The organism is Pseudomonas sp. SWRI22 (assembly GCF_014268395.2).
Classification (GTDB): Bacteria; Pseudomonadota; Gammaproteobacteria; order Pseudomonadales; family Pseudomonadaceae; genus Aquipseudomonas; species Aquipseudomonas paracarnis.
The window spans coordinates 3,848,361-3,862,656 of the sequence record NZ_JABWQK020000001.1; the positions used below are offsets into that span (position 1 = coordinate 3,848,361).

The 14,296-nt window shown below is 60.8% G+C and carries 17 protein-coding genes; 7 read left to right on the plus strand and 10 right to left on the minus strand.

The features are described from left to right. Nucleotide 1: 1 nt before the first annotated feature. The 7 genes from glgA to HU730_RS16835 all read right to left on the minus strand — a co-directional run bounded on the left by glgA (nucleotide 2) and on the right by HU730_RS16835 (nucleotide 6,616). Nucleotides 2-1,558 carry a glycogen synthase GlgA gene (gene glgA, locus HU730_RS16805; protein WP_073521523.1) on the minus strand — a complete coding sequence of 519 codons (1,557 nt, stop codon included), beginning with the start codon at nucleotides 1,556-1,558 and terminating at the stop codon, nucleotides 2-4. Nucleotides 1,559-2,015: 457 nt separating this feature from the next. Further along, nucleotides 2,016-2,969 (minus strand): D-2-hydroxyacid dehydrogenase family protein, encoded by a 954-nt coding sequence (locus HU730_RS16810; RefSeq protein ID WP_186527528.1) that lies wholly within the window; start codon nucleotides 2,967-2,969, stop codon nucleotides 2,016-2,018. A 25-nt stretch (nucleotides 2,970-2,994) separates the two neighbouring features. Beyond that, nucleotides 2,995-3,996, minus strand: coding sequence for an alpha/beta hydrolase (locus tag HU730_RS16815; RefSeq protein WP_054897381.1), 1,002 nt, complete (start codon nucleotides 3,994-3,996; stop codon nucleotides 2,995-2,997). 45 nt (nucleotides 3,997-4,041) lie between these two features. Continuing rightward, nucleotides 4,042-4,485 carry a YqaA family protein gene (locus tag HU730_RS16820; RefSeq protein ID WP_186527527.1) on the minus strand — a complete coding sequence of 148 codons (444 nt, stop codon included), beginning with the start codon at nucleotides 4,483-4,485 and terminating at the stop codon, nucleotides 4,042-4,044. Between the two features lie 3 nt (nucleotides 4,486-4,488). Next, nucleotides 4,489-4,935, minus strand: a complete 447-nt coding sequence (locus HU730_RS16825) for a DUF411 domain-containing protein (protein ID WP_034127552.1) — start codon at nucleotides 4,933-4,935, stop codon at nucleotides 4,489-4,491. 93 nt (nucleotides 4,936-5,028) lie between these two features. Continuing rightward, nucleotides 5,029-5,487: an SRPBCC family protein gene (locus tag HU730_RS16830; protein WP_186527526.1), complete on the minus strand. Its 459-nt coding sequence runs from the start codon at nucleotides 5,485-5,487 to the stop codon at nucleotides 5,029-5,031. 133 nt (nucleotides 5,488-5,620) lie between these two features. Further along, complete coding sequence (locus tag HU730_RS16835) at nucleotides 5,621-6,616, minus strand: aldo/keto reductase (RefSeq protein ID WP_054919182.1); 996 nt, start codon at nucleotides 6,614-6,616, stop codon at nucleotides 5,621-5,623. Nucleotides 6,617-6,732: 116 nt separating this feature from the next. On the opposite strand from HU730_RS16835, the gene HU730_RS16840 reads away from it, so the two are divergent. Then, the gene (locus HU730_RS16840) at nucleotides 6,733-7,644 is read left to right on the plus strand and encodes a LysR family transcriptional regulator (protein WP_186527525.1); all 912 of its coding nucleotides are present in this window, start codon (nucleotides 6,733-6,735) and stop codon (nucleotides 7,642-7,644) included. On the opposite strand, the gene HU730_RS16845 is transcribed toward HU730_RS16840, so the two are convergent. Beyond that, nucleotides 7,641-8,546 carry an AraC family transcriptional regulator gene (locus HU730_RS16845; RefSeq protein WP_186527524.1) on the minus strand — a complete coding sequence of 302 codons (906 nt, stop codon included), beginning with the start codon at nucleotides 8,544-8,546 and terminating at the stop codon, nucleotides 7,641-7,643. The two genes, HU730_RS16840 and HU730_RS16845, sit on opposite strands and share 4 nt — an antisense overlap. 103 nt (nucleotides 8,547-8,649) lie before the next feature. Between HU730_RS16845 and HU730_RS16850 the strand changes: the two genes are divergently transcribed. From HU730_RS16850 to HU730_RS16870, 5 genes are read left to right on the plus strand one after another with little or no spacing between them, the layout of a single operon-like run. After that, entirely contained in the window at nucleotides 8,650-9,210 is a 561-nt protein-coding gene (locus HU730_RS16850; RefSeq protein ID WP_054897387.1) for a carboxymuconolactone decarboxylase family protein, read from the plus strand. 39 nt (nucleotides 9,211-9,249) lie between these two features. Continuing rightward, a complete protein-coding gene (locus HU730_RS16855) occupies nucleotides 9,250-10,311 on the plus strand; it encodes an acyl-CoA dehydrogenase family protein (protein WP_034127547.1) in 1,062 nt (353 codons plus the stop codon). Next, entirely contained in the window at nucleotides 10,308-11,111 is an 804-nt protein-coding gene (locus HU730_RS16860) for an ABC transporter ATP-binding protein (protein WP_034127546.1), read from the plus strand. Before HU730_RS16855 ends, HU730_RS16860 begins: the two co-directional genes overlap by 4 nt. Next, nucleotides 11,098-12,297 carry an ABC transporter substrate-binding protein gene (locus HU730_RS16865; RefSeq protein WP_034127545.1) on the plus strand — a complete coding sequence of 400 codons (1,200 nt, stop codon included), beginning with the start codon at nucleotides 11,098-11,100 and terminating at the stop codon, nucleotides 12,295-12,297. Before HU730_RS16860 ends, HU730_RS16865 begins: the two co-directional genes overlap by 14 nt. Then, a complete protein-coding gene (locus HU730_RS16870) occupies nucleotides 12,294-13,055 on the plus strand; it encodes an ABC transporter permease (RefSeq protein WP_054897391.1) in 762 nt (253 codons plus the stop codon). Before HU730_RS16865 ends, HU730_RS16870 begins: the two co-directional genes overlap by 4 nt. A 122-nt stretch (nucleotides 13,056-13,177) precedes the next feature. Here HU730_RS16870 and HU730_RS26745 read toward each other — a convergent pair whose 3' ends face one another. Beyond that, nucleotides 13,178-13,309: a hypothetical protein gene (locus tag HU730_RS26745; protein ID WP_254914091.1), complete on the minus strand. Its 132-nt coding sequence runs from the start codon at nucleotides 13,307-13,309 to the stop codon at nucleotides 13,178-13,180. A 174-nt stretch (nucleotides 13,310-13,483) separates the two neighbouring features. Between HU730_RS26745 and HU730_RS16875 the strand changes: the two genes are divergently transcribed. Then, on the plus strand, nucleotides 13,484-13,678 hold the full coding sequence (locus HU730_RS16875) for a hypothetical protein (protein WP_014718591.1): 195 nt from the start codon (nucleotides 13,484-13,486) through the stop codon (nucleotides 13,676-13,678). A 10-nt stretch (nucleotides 13,679-13,688) separates the two neighbouring features. On the opposite strand, the gene HU730_RS16880 is transcribed toward HU730_RS16875, so the two are convergent. Then, nucleotides 13,689-14,069, minus strand: a complete 381-nt coding sequence (locus HU730_RS16880; RefSeq protein ID WP_034127544.1) for a hypothetical protein — start codon at nucleotides 14,067-14,069, stop codon at nucleotides 13,689-13,691. Nucleotides 14,070-14,296: the final 227 nt, after the last annotated feature.

Sequence of the window (14,296 nt, forward strand, 5' to 3'; positions counted from 1 at the left end):
GCTACTTGTTCGATTTCCCCAGGGCCTTGGCCACCAGTTGTTCGTAGAGTTCGGCGTAGGGTTCCACGGCCTGGCACCAGTTGAACGGCTGGGTCATGGCACGGCTGCGCATGGCATTGAGCAGACCGGGGAAGGCGAACACCTTGAAGGCGCGGCGCAGCGCCTCTTCGTAGCTTTGCACCGTGGATTCATTGAACAGGAACCCGGTGACGCCATCCTCAATGGTGTCCGCCAGCCCGCCGGTGTTACGCGCCACCGGCAACGAGCCGAAGCGTTGCGCGTACATCTGGCTCAGCCCGCAGGGCTCATAGCGTGACGGCATCAGCAGGAAATCGCTGCCGGCGAACATGCGGCGCGCATCGGTCTCGTTGAAGCCAATGCGTACGCCCACCTGGCCCGGGAAGCGCAGTGCCAATTCGCGCATGGCCTGCTCTTCTTCCGGCTCGCCACGGCCGATGATCGCAATCTGGCCGCCGTTTTCGACGATGAAACCGGCGACAGCTTCGGTGAGGTCCAGGCCTTTCTGGTAGACCAGGCGCGAGACCACAGCAAACAGCGGACCACTGGATGGCTGCAGCTCAAACAGCTCGCGCACGTGGGCGGCGTTGATGGCTTTGCCTTCCCAATCGCCGATATTGAAGTTGTGGGTGAGGTGCGTGTCGGTGGAGGTTTCCCAGCTTTCGTCGATGCCGTTGGGAATGCCGCTGAGCAGGCCTTGCTGGGTCTTGCTGGCGAGGAAGCCATCCAGGCCACAACCGAATTCCGGGGTGGTGATCTCCTGGGCGTAAGTGGCGCTCACGGTGGTGATATGGCTGGAATACGCCATGCCCGCCTTGAGAAACGACATCTTGCCGTAGAACTCCATGCCTTCCTGTTGCAGGGCGTGGGGCGGAATGCCCAACTCAGGCGTCGAGGCCAGGCTGACCACACCCTGGTAGGCCAGGTTATGAATGGTGAACAGAGTTGGCGTACGTGACCCACGCCAGTGCATATACGCGGGGGCCAGGCCCGCAGGCCAGTCGTGGGCGTGCACCAGGTCTGGGCACCAGTGGATTTGTGCAAGGTTGGCGGCAATGTCCGCGGCAGCCAAGCCCAGGCGGGCGAAGCGAATATGGTTGTCCGGCCAGTCGCGACCGTTGTTGGCGCCGTAGGGCGTGCCTTCGCGCTCATACAGTTCGGGGCAGATCAGCACATAGATGACCAGGCCGTCCTTGAGGTCCATGCGCCCGATCTTGCACGGTGGCAACGCGGCATGGCCACCCAGTTCACCGACGATATGAATCGGGTTATCGCTTTCCATCACTTGCGGGTAACCCGGAATCAGCACCCTCACGTCATGCAGGTGCGCCATGGCGCGGGGCAGGGCCGCGGAGACGTCGCCCAGGCCGCCGGTTTTCACCAGGTCCGCGAACTCGGAAGTGACAAACAAGACTTTCTTTCGATTCGGATTCTGACTCACGACCGGCCGCACAGTGTTGGGCAGGTCGGCCAAAGACTTTGGCCCTCCTGCCGGCTGACTAAAACGCTCTCCCTGAGTATCTACTGCGGCACTGATCATAATGCACTCCCATCTGTTGGTTGGCTAATGGCCCGCTGCCATCGGCTCCGAGTGACCGCATCCTGCGGCCATGCACACAAGCGCTATACAAACTGGCAAGGCGTATGCCAGTTGCAACGTCGGCTTAAAAAGATTGGATGAGCGGGCATTCGGCCTGAAGCGCGCGTGCTCGCCCTTACCTAAAACTTGACCAGCGGCAGGTTTCGAAAGTTTAGATTTTTTGCGGGGTTTTTGTTTTGGAACGGACCCATCGGTCATGAGTCTAGGACAGATCCCAGCGCCTGCTGGGTTTTCATGCAGATTTTGTAGGACAAAAAACTTTTAACGATATGCCCCTGTGGCGAGGGAGCTTGCTCCCGCTGGGACGCGTAGCGGCCCCAAAATTTTGGGAGCGCTGCGCACTTCAGCGGGAGCAAGCTCCCTCGCCACAGGGGGGGGGGTGCACTTTAATGGTGCGTTAGCCGAGCCCGCGAATGGGCACACCCTTGGCCCAGGCGTGTATATCTTCGATCATCTGCTGATAGAACTGCTGGTAATTCTGCTCGCTCACATACCCCACGTGTGGCGTTGCGAGCACATTGGGCAAGCGGCGAAACGGGTGGTCAGCCGGCAGCGGTTCCTCGGCAAACACATCCAGCGCCGCCCCGGCCAGGCGTCCGCTGCGCAATGCTTGCAGCAGTGCCTGCTCATCCACAATCGGCCCGCGTGCGGTATTTACCAGGCGCGCTGTGGGCTTCATCCAGCCCAACGCTTGCGCATCCACCAGACCACGGCTGCGCTCGCTGAGCACCAGATGGATGGTCAGAATATCCGCCTGCTCAAACAGCTCGCGCTTGCTGACCCAGGTCACCCCCGATTCAGCCGCGCGCTCCGGTGTGAGGTTTTCACTCCAGGCAATCACCCGCATGCCAAACACCTGGGCGAACCTTGCGACTTTCTGGCCAATGCTGCCCAGCCCCAGGACGCCCAATGTCTTGCCGTGCAGGTCGCCGCCCAGGCCGACCTGCCATCCGCCCGCCCGCAGTGAGTTGGCTTCGGCGAGCAGGTTACGTGTAGAGGCCATGATCAAGGCCCAGGTCAGTTCCGGTGCGGCGTGTTTATAGCTGTCGGTGCCGCACACCTGGATGCCCAGGGCCTTGGCTGCGGGAAGGTCGATGGCGGCATTGCGCATGCCGCCGGTCACCAGCAATTTGAGCTGGGGCAGCCCTTGCAGCAGGGCTTTGTCAAAGGTTGAGCGTTCGCGCATCAGGCAAATCACCTCGAACCCTTTCAAGCGCTCGATCATGGTGGCGGTATCGGCGGGGTAGTCGTGGAGAAAATGCACCTTGCCCACGCTGTCCAGCGCCGACCAATCCACCACGTCACTGGCCACGTTTTGCCAGTCATCCAACACTGCGATCTGTATCGACATGCACGCGGGCCTCGAAAAGTGGCAATTAAAGGGCGTTCAACCCGTGCAACAGGGCTTTATGAAACTGTTCCGGCTCTTCCATCTGGGGCGCATGGCCCAGGCCGGGGAACTCCACCAACGTGGCGCGGGGAATCAGCTTGGCCACCTGCTTGCCCAGTACCTCGTAATGACCAATTTTGGCCTTGACCGCCGCCGGCGCCACATCTTTGCCGATGGCGGTAGTGTCGCTGGTGCCGATCAGCAGCAGGGTGGGCACCTGCAAGTCTTTGAACTCGTAGTACACCGGTTGGGTGAAGATCATGTCGTAAATCAGCGCCGAGTTCCAGGCAACCTGAAGATGCCCCGGGCCTTGGTTCAGGCCGGCGAGCATGTCTACCCAGCGCTCGTACTCGGGTTTCCAGCGCCCCACGTAATAGGTGTTTCGCTCGTAGTTGCGTACACCGTCGGCGCTCAGTTTCAGCTCGCGCTGGTACCACTGGTCGACGCTCTGGTAGGGCACGCCGAGGGCTTTCCAGTCTTCCAGGCCAATGGGGTTCACAAGCCCCAACTGTTCGGTTTGCTGGGGGTACATCAGCGCATAGCGTGTGGCGAGCATGCCGCCGGTGGAATGGCCGATCACCGTGGCCTTTTGAATGCCGAGCTTTTCCAACAGTTGATGGGTATTGGTCGCCAGTTGCTGGAAGCTGTACTGGTAGTGGTCGGGCTTGCTGGAGGTGCAAAAACCAATCTGGTCCGGGGCGATGACGCGGTAACCGGCGTCACTGAGCGCCTTGATCGAACCCTCCCAGGTAGCGCCGCAAAAATTCTTGCCGTGCATCAGCACCACGCTGCGGCCGTTTGGAGTGCCGGTGGCGGGGACGTCCATGTAGCCCATTTGCAGGGATTTGCCCTGGGATTGGAAGGCAAAATGATTCAAAGGGTAGGGGTATGCAAAGCCCTGCAACTCAGGGCCGTAGGTGTCAGCTAACACGGGCGCCGCGCTGACCGAAAACAAACCGGCTACGCATAATGTACGGATAAAAGGCATGGGTTTTGGCTCCGAGACAGATGCCCGGATGCTCTTTGCCCGCGATTAACGGGGGATTAACGCCCACTGCAACGTCAGCGCTGCGATTACGCCATAGCGCAGGCTTTTCGCCAGGGTTACCAGCAGTAGAAAACGCCACAACGGCTCACGCATCACCCCAGCCACCAACGTCAGCGGATCACCAATGATTGGCACCCAACTGAGCAACAACGTCCAGTGCCCCCAGCGTGCGTAATGGCTGCGAGCCTTGTCCAGCTGAATGGCGCTCACCGGGAACCAGCGTCGCTCTTTGAAGCGCTCGACCGAGCGCCCCAGCAGCCAATTGACCAGCGAGCCCAGCACATTACCCAGGGTGGCGATGCCCAGCAGCAGCCAAAGGTTGTAATGCCCGCTGAGCAGCAGGCCGACCAGCACAGCTTCCGACTGCAGGGGCAATAACGTCGCGGCGCCAAATGCCGCGCCGAACAGCCCCAGGTACCCCATCAACACCGGTCAGTGAGCCGGGTAGTCCGCTACCACCACGTCTTCGCCGTCGCGGGTCAGGCCAATGATTTGATACGCCTCGCTGCGTCCGTCTACTTCCATGCCTGGCGAGCCCAATGGCATGCCCGGTGCGGCAAGGCCCAGCAGGTCGTTGCGCTTGCGCAGAGCCAGGACCTGCTCGGCGGGTACGTGGCCTTCGACGAACTTGCCGTCGATCACCGCGGTGTGGCAGGAGCCAAGGCGTGGCGCCACGCCCAAGCGTTGTTTCACCGCGCTCATGTCGGCTTCAACGTGGTCGTTGACCTTGAAACCGTTGCTCTCCAGGTGGCTGATCCACTTCTTGCAGCAGCCGCAGTTGGCGTCGCGGTGTACATCGATGGGGATCAGTTCGGCGGCCTGGGCCAGAGTGGTGGTAAACAGGGCACTGAGCAGGGCCAGTCGCAATGGGGTTTTCATCGTGGGTCTCACTGAAGGCGCGGCAATAAGCCGGGCATTCTCCCTGCTTTTGCCGGCATGTTTGCAATGTGACGTCGTTGTAATGTTTCTAAATTATACGAACCCCGGATTGTCCAGCCGCTGCTTGAGCCGGTCCAACGCAACTGACGACAACGCGACCATGCGCTCATGCAAAAACGCCAGTTGCAGTTCAGTCTCGTAAGTCAGCACCCGTTTGAACAGGGTGCCGCCCTGATGAGCGCGCAAGCAGTAATGGATGCAACCGTCAACCGCCAGGGAGGTGAACACGGTCTTGAACTCGCTGGGGCGGCGGGCGATTTGTACGCGGTAACTCATGGGGACGCGTATGCCCAGCAGGTCGATGATTTCGGTAAAACGCGTGCCGACCGGTAATGAGCCGGTGGTGCCGGTGTCGGCGCTGAGGGAGGTGGGGTGCCACTCGTGCCAGCGGTCGGGCTGGGTCACATAGTCATAAACCGCCTCGATCGGCGCCTGGATGAAGCGTTCCTGACTGATCTGCTCCAAGCGGACCGAATGCTCAGTCGCGTGCATGACACACCTCCTGTGTGGCGGTTTTTACACTAGGAGTTGTGAGAATAGTCTGACTCCCATGCTTTGCACGAGAGTCGGCAGACCGTTGATCAATCCCGCTGAGAACGGCCCCCACAAGGGTTTCCAGCAAACGCTAGATATCCAGCATGGCCAGCACTTCCTTGGGGTAACGCAGGCCTGCGGTTGCATTGGCAGGGAAGATTGCATCCAGCGCAGCCAGTTCGTCCGCGCTGAGGGAAATCGACAGCGCCTCCACATTCTCTTGCAGATAGGTGCGCCGCTTGGTGCCGGGAATCGGGATGATGTAATCGCCTTGGGCCAATACCCAGGCCAGCGCCAGTTGCCCGGCCGTGACACCTTTGTCTGCCGCCAGGCTCTTGACCTGTTCTACCAGCAGCAGGTTTTTCGCAAAGTTCTCCCCCTGAAAGCGCGGGCTGAAGCGTCGGTAATCATCGGCGCCGAAATCATCCGGGCTCTTCAAGGCGCCGGTGAGAAAACCTCGGCCCAACGGGCTGTACGGCACAAACGCGATGCCCAGGCGCTGGCAGGCAGCGAGGCAACCATTGTCTTGCTGGTCGCGGCTCCACAGCGAATATTCACTTTGCAGGGCGCTAATGGGATGGACCTTATGCGCCCGTTCCAGAGTAGCGGCGGACGCCTCGCTCAGGCCCAGATAGCGCACTTTGCCCTGTTTCACCAGGTCGGCCATGGCGCCGACCGTTTCTTCGATGGCCACGTCGGGGTCGATACGGTGCTGGTAGTACAGGTCCAGCGTATCCACCCCCAGGCGTTGCAAGGTGCCGTCGATGGCGTTGCGGATATACTCGGGCCGGCCATTCACCCCGCGCACTACGGGGTTGGCAGGGTCGCGCACAATCCCGAATTTACTGGCCAGGAACACTTGGTCGCGCTTGCCGGCAATAGCCTTGCCGATCAGTTGCTCATTGGTGTGCGGGCCGTACATGTCCGCGGTATCGAGAAAGTTGACGCCCAACTCCAGGGCGCGGTGCAAGGTTGCGGTGGCTTCGGTGGTATCGGTGCCGGGCGTGTAGAAATCGGTCATGCCCATGCAGCCAAGGCCGATGGCAGACACATGCGGGCCGTTTTTACCGAGTTGTCGAGTGTGCATAGGGAAGCTCCTTGTGATGAGGGGTCCATTGTTACCCTTGAAAAAATGCAGATAAACCCGCTAAAAGTGCTATCACTGTTCGTAATATCTAAACAATTCCCCGCGGGAGCATTTTCTTGGATCGTTTTAACGCCATGCGCGTGTTCACTCGGATTGTTGAATTGGGCGGGTTTGCCAAGGCCGCCGACAGCCTGCAATTGCCACGCGCCTCCGTGACGATCCTGATCAAGCAACTGGAGGCCCATCTCGGCGTGCAACTGTTGCAGCGCACCACGCGCCACGTCAGCCCGACCCTGGATGGCGCGGCGTACTACCAACGTTGCGTGCAATTGCTGACTGATCTTGAGGAAACCGAGGCGGTGTTCTCCACGCGGCGCCAGAACCCCCGGGGCACATTGAGCATCGATATGCCCTCAGGCATTGGGAGCTTGATTGTGATTCCGGCCTTGCCAACGTTCACCGCGCTGTACCCACAGATCGAGTTGGAGATCGGCCTCAATGACCGGCCAGTGGATCTGATTCGCGAAGGCGTCGATTGCGTGTTGCGCGGTGGTCCGGCCCTGGATGAATCGCTGGTGGCGCGCCCCTTGGCGATGATGGAACAACTGACCCTGGCCAGCCCCGCGTACCTTGAACGCATGGGCACGCCCACTTGCCTGGAGCAGTTGGCGGGTCACCAAATGGTCGAGTACGTGTCCAGCGCCAGCGGTAAACGTTTTGGCCTGGAATTTCTGCTGGGCAGCGAGTTGCATCCGATCAACCTGCCGAAAGTGGTTGCCGTGAACAGCTCTGCCGGTTACTTCGCTGCGTGCGAAGCCGGCTACGGGCTGATCCAGGCACCTCGTTATCACGCCCTGCGCCAACTGGCCGAGGGCACGCTGGTGCAAGTGCTCCCTGATGTGACAGTGCCGAAGATGGCGCTGACTGCGTTGTACCCGCCTCATCGGCAGTTGTCGCAGCGGGTGAGGTTGTTCGTCGATTGGCTGGTGCAGTTGTGCGCTAGGCCCGGCACCGGCTTACAAGGCTAGGCTTGCGCCCTTCGATAGGCACCAGGCTGTTGCCCGGTGACTTTATGGAAGGCTCGGGTAAACGCCGCCACCGATTGATACCCGGCCGCCAGCGAAACCTCGGCCACGGTCTGGTCCGCCTTGAGCAACCCACAGGCGTGGCGCATGCGGATCATCAGCAGCACTTGCCCGGGCGACTGCCCACACAGTTCGCTGAAGCGCTTGAAAAACGCCGAGCGCGACAACCCGGTACAGGCCGCCATGTTTTCCAGGCTCCAGGGCTCGGCCGGGCGGGCGATCAATTGTTCCAGCAAATGCGCAAACGCCGGTGCCCGGCCCAGGGCCGCCAAGCCGCCAAGCTCGGTGTTGTCGAGCACTTGCTGGCGCAGCACATACAGGAACAGCAGGTGGCACAGGCGCTCAAGCAGCGCGGAAGAGGGCGCTGGGGTGCGTGCGCATTCTTGCAGGATCAATTCGAACAGGTTGCGTGCAGCCATCAGCGACGGGTCGCCGGCGCGCAGGATGATCCAACTGGGCAGGGTGTCGACAATCAGCGTCGACAATCCGGATTGGAAGTGAAAGAAACCGCAGACTAATCCTACGCCGTCCGTGGCCGTGCTATCGAGAGGCAGCATGGAGCGGCGTGGGCAGTGCTGGGCGCCGGCCGCCGAGGCTTGGCCGGAAAGCCTGAAGGCAAAGTCACGCAGCAGGAACACCGCGTCACCATTGTTCAGGTGTTGGGGCGTTGGATCACCGTCGATATGCAGCCAGCATTCGCCTTGCACAATCAAGTGGAAGCTCGCCTGCGCCAGGCCATGGGTGCTCGCGTGCCAGTCACCGCAATAACGGCCGACGTGAAACAGGCTGGTGTTGAGTTCGAGGCTATCTAATAACCAATCGACAAGTACATCGGACGAATTCATCTAATGGAAAGACTCAAGAGCAAGTAATCGCTACTTTAGCCTATTGAGCGCTTTTTTTAGAACCAACAGACTGGGGCATTCAAACCCAACAGGAGTCCACTTCATGTCCCGTGTACCGTTGCTCACGCCTGAAACCGCACCGGAAGCCGCCAAGCCCTTTCTGGAAAACGCGCTGAAAGGCTCGGGTTTTATCCCTAACCTACTGGGCGTACTGGCCAACGCACCGGCTGCGCTGGAAACCTACATCACCGTCTCCGGCTTGAATGCCAAGGCCGAGCTGAGCCTGGCCGACCGTGAAGTGGTGCAACTGATTGCCGCTACTACCCACGGTTGTGATTTCTGCGTCGCTGGCCACACGGCGGTTGCCCGCAACAAAGCCAAGTTGCCCGAGGAGGTGATCGAGGCCTTGCGCCGCCGGGGTGAGTTGCCTGACGCGCGCTATGAGACACTTGCCGCGTTTACCCGTGAAGTGATCGCCACCCGTGGGGATGTGAGTGACGCGGGCTTTGAGGCGTTCCGCGCCGCTGGCTACACCGACGGCCACGCGCTGGAAGTCATCCTGGGTGTCAGCCTGGCAACCCTGTGCAACTTCGCCAACGTGTTTGCCCGCACCCCGCTGAACCCGGAGCTGGCGCAATACCGTTGGGAAAAACCGGCCAACTGATTCGGCGTTGGCCCACCTGCTGTAAAAGGAGAGACATGAATGCTTGACCCAATCTTGAGCCGTTGGCTCGATGTTCAAGCGCAGGCCCTGGACGTGGGCAGTTGCGATCCACAGGAAGTGCTGCCACGGCTGGCAGAAGCCAATATTCTGAGAATCGGCGTGCCCACCCACCTGGGCGGCCTGGGCGGCGATGTGGCGGGTGCGGTCGAGGCCATCGCCAATGTGGCCAGCCATTCCCTGGCTGCGGCGTTTGTGTGCTGGGGCCAGCGCTCGTTTATCGAGTACTTGCTGCAGAGCCCCAATCAGCGCTTGCGCGAGCAGCTGATGCCAGACCTGCTCAGCGGCAAGTTGGCCGGCGCCACCGGGCTGTCGAATGCGATGAAGTTCCTGTCGGGTATCGAGACGTTGCAGATCAGCGCCGAGCCCAACGACCACGGTTGGATCCTCAACGGTCGCCTGCACTGGGTGACCAACTTGCGCAAGAATGGCTTTGTCGCTGCGGCGGCCATCGAGCATGCCGGGGGCGGCGCGCCATTTATCCTGGCCATTCCGGATTCGGTGGCCGGGTTGCAGCGCTCCCGTGACCTGGAGCTGCTCGGGCTGCAATCGAGCAACACCGCAGCGCTGGGCCTGGAAGGCGTGGAGCTGAGTCGCGAGTGGTTGTTGCACGAGGATGCGCGCAAGTTTTTACCGGCGGTACGCCCGGCGTTTCTAGGCTTGCAGTGCGGTATGTCGATTGGTTTGGCACGGCGTTCCCTGGCTGAAGTAGCCCACCATTTGGGCGCCAGTCGTACCGTGTTGCGCGACGAGCTGGAAGCCCTGCGCGCAACGCTGGATCATCTGGTCAGCGAGCTTAAAAAGGGGCTGTTGGCCGGGCGCTTTACCGCCGAGCCCATACCGCTGTTCAAACTGCGTATCGCCTTGGCCGAAACCGCCGCCAGCGCTGTACAGCTTGAACTGCAAGCCAGTGGCGGAAAGGCCTACCTTACCGCCCACGGCAGCGGTTTTGCGCGGCGCTGGCGCGAGTCGGCCTTTGTGCCGATTGTGACGCCTAGCCTGGTGCAACTGCGTACCGAGCTGCACCGCCAGGCCAGTCTATGAGCCAGGCGGTATTGACGGCCCAGGGCATTTGCCTGGGGTACGGCAGCGGGCCGGTGTTGCAAGGCTTCGACTTGCACTTGCAACCGGGTGAAGTGGTGTCGATACTGGGCCCCAGCGGCGTGGGCAAATCCAGCCTGCTGCGGGTGCTGGCTGGCTTGCAGGTACCTCAATCTGGCCGTGTGCAGGTATTGGGCGAGCCATTGAGCGGCCCGCATCCGCGCGTGGTGGTGGCCTTTCAGGACCCGAGCCTGCTGCCTTGGTTGACCCTGGAAAAGAACGTCGCCTTTGGTCTGGATTTCGCCCGCCAACCGCACTTGAGTGGTGAAGAGCGCCGCCGGCGTGTTGACCACGCCATTGCAGCGGTAGGGCTGGAACCTGCGCGCCAGCAGTTCCCGGCGCAATTGTCCGGTGGCATGGCCCAGCGCACGGCATTGGCTCGCTGCCTGGCGCGTCAGCCACAAGTGTTGCTGCTCGACGAACCCTTCGGCGCCCTGGACGAAGTGACCCGCGCCGACATGCAGCACCTGTTGCTCAAGGTCAATCGTGAGCAGGGCTCGGCGGCGGTATTGATCACCCATGACATCGACGAAGCGCTGCTGCTGTCGGACCGCATCCTGCTACTGGGTAACCGCCCGGCGCGGACGTTGGGCGAGTGGGCTATCGATTTGCCGCACCCTCGGGAAGAACAGGTCGAGGCCATCGGCGCGCTGCGTATCGAAATTTTGAAAACCTTACGGCAGGCGAGCCGCCCTCAACCCAACCCCCTTGAACAACAGGAGTTTACTTATGTGTCTGGATGACCTGGCCCACTCGCGCCGTGACTTTCTCAAACTCTCCGCCGTGCTCAGTGCCGCCGGCGCCTTGCCTCTGCTGAGCAGCCTGCAGGCGCGTGCCGCCAACGAGCCCGACGCGCCGGTGCGTATTGGCTATCTACCTATCACTGACGCCACGCCACTGCTGGTGGCCCACAACAACGGCCTGTTCGAAGCCGAAGGCATCAAGGCCGAGCGGCCAGTGTTGTTGCGCAGTTGGGCCCAGGTGATCGAGGCGTTTATCTCCGGCCAGGTCAACGTGATACACCTGCTGTCGCCAATGACCGTATGGGCGCGCTACGGCAGTAAAGTGCCGGCCAAAGTCGTGGCGTGGAACCATGTGGGCGGTTCGGGCTTGACCGTATCCCCAGGTATTACCGACGTGAAGCAACTGGGTGGCAAGTCGGTGGCGATTCCGTTCTGGTACTCGATTCATAACGTGGTGGTGCAGCAACTGTTCCGCGATAACGGCCTCACGCCGGTCACTCGTGCCACCGGCAGTTCGATTGCCGCCAATGAGGTCAACCTGATCGTGTTGCCGCCCTCGGACATGCCTCCGGCCCTGGCCAGCAAACGCATCGACGGCTACATCGTCGCCGAACCGTTCAATGCCCTGGCAGAAAACCTCAAGGTCGGTCGCGTGCAGCGCTTCACAGGTGACGTGTGGCGCAACCACGCGTGCTGCGTGGTGTTCATGCACGAGCACGACCTGGCCAACCGTCCGGAGTGGTCGCAGAAGGTGGTGAACGCCATCGTCAAGGCCCAGGTGTGGACCCGCAACAACCGTGAAGAGGCGGTGAAGCTGCTGTCCAAGGATGGCCCGAACCGTTACACGCCCCATGCCGAACCGGTGTTGAGCAAAGTCCTGGCGCCGGCGGCCAGCGACCGCGCCTCCTACGTGGCCGACGGCGCGATCCAGCACGCCAACTGGGACGAGCATCGCATCGACTTCCAACCGTACCCGTTCCCCAGCTACACCGAAGAACTGGTGCGGCGCTTGAAGGACACCCTGATCGAAGGCGACAAAAAGTTTCTCACGGACCTGGACCCAGCCTTCGTGGCCAAGGACCTGGTGGACGACCGCTTCGTGCGCAACGCGATCGAAGCCGTGGGTGGCATGCAGACCTTCGGTTTGCCGGATGGTTATGAGCGGCACGAGGAGATCGGCGTTTGAACAACAGCAGAATCCCCGGCTGGTGGCTGGGGCTGAGTGGCTTGGCGGGTTTGTTGGTGCTGTGGTGGTTGGGCGTGAAAGTGTTCGGCGAGGCCGATGGCCTGTCGGCGCGCTTTTCCCTGGCGGCCACCGCCAGCAGCTTGTGGGAATTGCTCGGGCGGGGTGAGTTGTACCTGCATATCGCCGTGAGCCTGAAGCGTATTTTCGTCGGGCTGTTTATCGCGTTGTTGGTAGGCGTACCCCTCGGGCTGCTGGTGGGCAGTTCGCGTAACCTGGAGGCGGCGACCACGCCAGCGTTCCAGTTTCTGCGGATGATTTCGCCGCTGTCCTGGATGCCGATCGTGGTGATGCTGATGGGCGTGGGCGACCAGCCAATCTATTTCCTGCTGGCCTTTGCCGCTGTCTGGCCGATCATGCTCAACACCGCAGCGGGCGTGCGTCAGCTCGACCCGCGCTGGTTACAGTTGAGCAAGAGCTTGAGCGCCACGCGTTGGGAAACCTTGCGCCGGGTGGTCATTCCTGGCGTGGTAGGGCATGTGCTGACCGGCGTGCGCCTGGCCATCGGCATCCTGTGGATCGTGCTGGTGCCCTGCGAAATGCTCGGGGTCAGTGCGGGGCTGGGGTATTACATCCTCGACACCCGTGATCGGCTCGCGTATTCGGAGTTGATGGCGATGGTAGTGGTGATCGGGGTGCTGGGGTTCGCGCTGGATGCGTTTGCGCGTTGGTTGCATCGGCGGTGGGTGCATGGCGGCTAAGTGGTGGAAACCGGCGTCGAGGCTCCGAACCCGCCTGACGAGTAGGTAATGTCGATGCAGTAACGCGTGAAGCCCCCAAGCGTGCTGCACGCGTTGTGCACGAAGCGTTATCCGGATGCAGATCAGCGGCGCTGGTAACCGCCACCACCCTCATAGCGGTGATCATGCCAGCCCCCGCCGCGCGGGAAGAAGAAACAACCGCCCAGGCTCAGCATGATCATCAGTGGAACCAGCAGGATGAGTCGTCGCAGCATTTCACAGTTCTCCAAGGGGTATTCGCAAGGCCTGTCAGGCGGAGGGCAAGCCAAAACTTTTCATCGCCTGTAACATAAGACCCTGCCGAAACCGCGCCATCCCCGTGACTGGGTATGTGCTTGGCATGCACGGCGATACACAGTGGATACATTCTTCAGGTTCAGGAACTCGTCATGACCCAAAAGCAACGCTTGAAATACTCGCTTCTTATTGCCCTGGCTGTACTGGGCGCGATGTTCGGCCTGTCTTATCTGCAGAACACAGGCGTGATCAGTGAAAAAACCTTCCAGTACCTGGCCATCGCGATTGCCGTGGTCGTCGTCGTGATCAACGGCATCATGCGCCGCAAGGTCAAGCCTAACTTCTGACGGGCGTCAGTCAGGCACGACCTTCGAGTACCTTGGCAGCCTCTTCATGGAGGCTGTAGCTCTTGTCAGCGTTGAGGGTGATCACGCCCTCGCTGCATAGACGCTTGAGTACCTCGCGCACGCTGAGAAACGACAACGGTATGCCCAGCTCCAGCAAATGGCTGTGCACGCCGCGTACCCCGAGGGTGCGCTGGTTGTCGGCGGCAGTGAGGAGGGCGTCGATGACCTTCAGCCGGATCAGGCTGGTGCGCAAACCGAAACACTTGAGCAAATGGCGGATGCGCTGGTTGCCCTGCTGTTCGGGCGCGTTACCGAACGCCCGTGCGTCGTTGCCATAGTGGGTATCTGCGGCCTTTGAATGTCCATCCGTGGGCACTTGCGGGTTATACATGCAAAAACTCCTTTTCAGAGCCTGATCAGGAAAAAGATGGTGCTCTTGGGTAATAAGACGAACGAGTGACGCAAATCATGAAACGATGGATGTAGAAAATTTGTCGGTATCAGGTTTGTCACATCCCCTGCGCCGTCGATAGGCAACCTTGTGCGGTTAAATTTTGCCGGGCGATGTGCGTTCTTACGGTGGGGTAACCATCCCTCGTAAGGCTGTTCAATTTGACT

Bases quoted from the DNA above. Each gene is read 5' to 3' on its own strand.
- glgA (WP_073521523.1), bottom strand. From the start codon at position 1,558: ATGATCAGTGCCGCAGTAGATACTCAGGGAGAGCGTTTTAGTCAGCCG.
- HU730_RS16810 (WP_186527528.1), bottom strand. From the start codon at position 2,969: ATGTCGATACAGATCGCAGTGTTGGATGACTGGCAAAACGTGGCCAGT.
- HU730_RS16815 (WP_054897381.1), bottom strand. From the start codon at position 3,996: ATGCCTTTTATCCGTACATTATGCGTAGCCGGTTTGTTTTCGGTCAGC.
- HU730_RS16825 (WP_034127552.1), bottom strand. From the start codon at position 4,935: ATGAAAACCCCATTGCGACTGGCCCTGCTCAGTGCCCTGTTTACCACC.
- HU730_RS16830 (WP_186527526.1), bottom strand. From the start codon at position 5,487: ATGCACGCGACTGAGCATTCGGTCCGCTTGGAGCAGATCAGTCAGGAA.
- HU730_RS16835 (WP_054919182.1), bottom strand. From the start codon at position 6,616: ATGCACACTCGACAACTCGGTAAAAACGGCCCGCATGTGTCTGCCATC.
- HU730_RS16845 (WP_186527524.1), bottom strand. From the start codon at position 8,546: ATGAATTCGTCCGATGTACTTGTCGATTGGTTATTAGATAGCCTCGAA.
- HU730_RS16850 (WP_054897387.1), top strand. From the start codon at position 8,650: ATGTCCCGTGTACCGTTGCTCACGCCTGAAACCGCACCGGAAGCCGCC.
- HU730_RS16855 (WP_034127547.1), top strand. From the start codon at position 9,250: ATGCTTGACCCAATCTTGAGCCGTTGGCTCGATGTTCAAGCGCAGGCC.
- HU730_RS16860 (WP_034127546.1), top strand. From the start codon at position 10,308: ATGAGCCAGGCGGTATTGACGGCCCAGGGCATTTGCCTGGGGTACGGC.
- HU730_RS16865 (WP_034127545.1), top strand. From the start codon at position 11,098: ATGTGTCTGGATGACCTGGCCCACTCGCGCCGTGACTTTCTCAAACTC.
- HU730_RS26745 (WP_254914091.1), bottom strand. From the start codon at position 13,309: ATGCTGCGACGACTCATCCTGCTGGTTCCACTGATGATCATGCTGAGC.
- HU730_RS16875 (WP_014718591.1), top strand. From the start codon at position 13,484: ATGACCCAAAAGCAACGCTTGAAATACTCGCTTCTTATTGCCCTGGCT.
- HU730_RS16880 (WP_034127544.1), bottom strand. From the start codon at position 14,069: ATGTATAACCCGCAAGTGCCCACGGATGGACATTCAAAGGCCGCAGAT.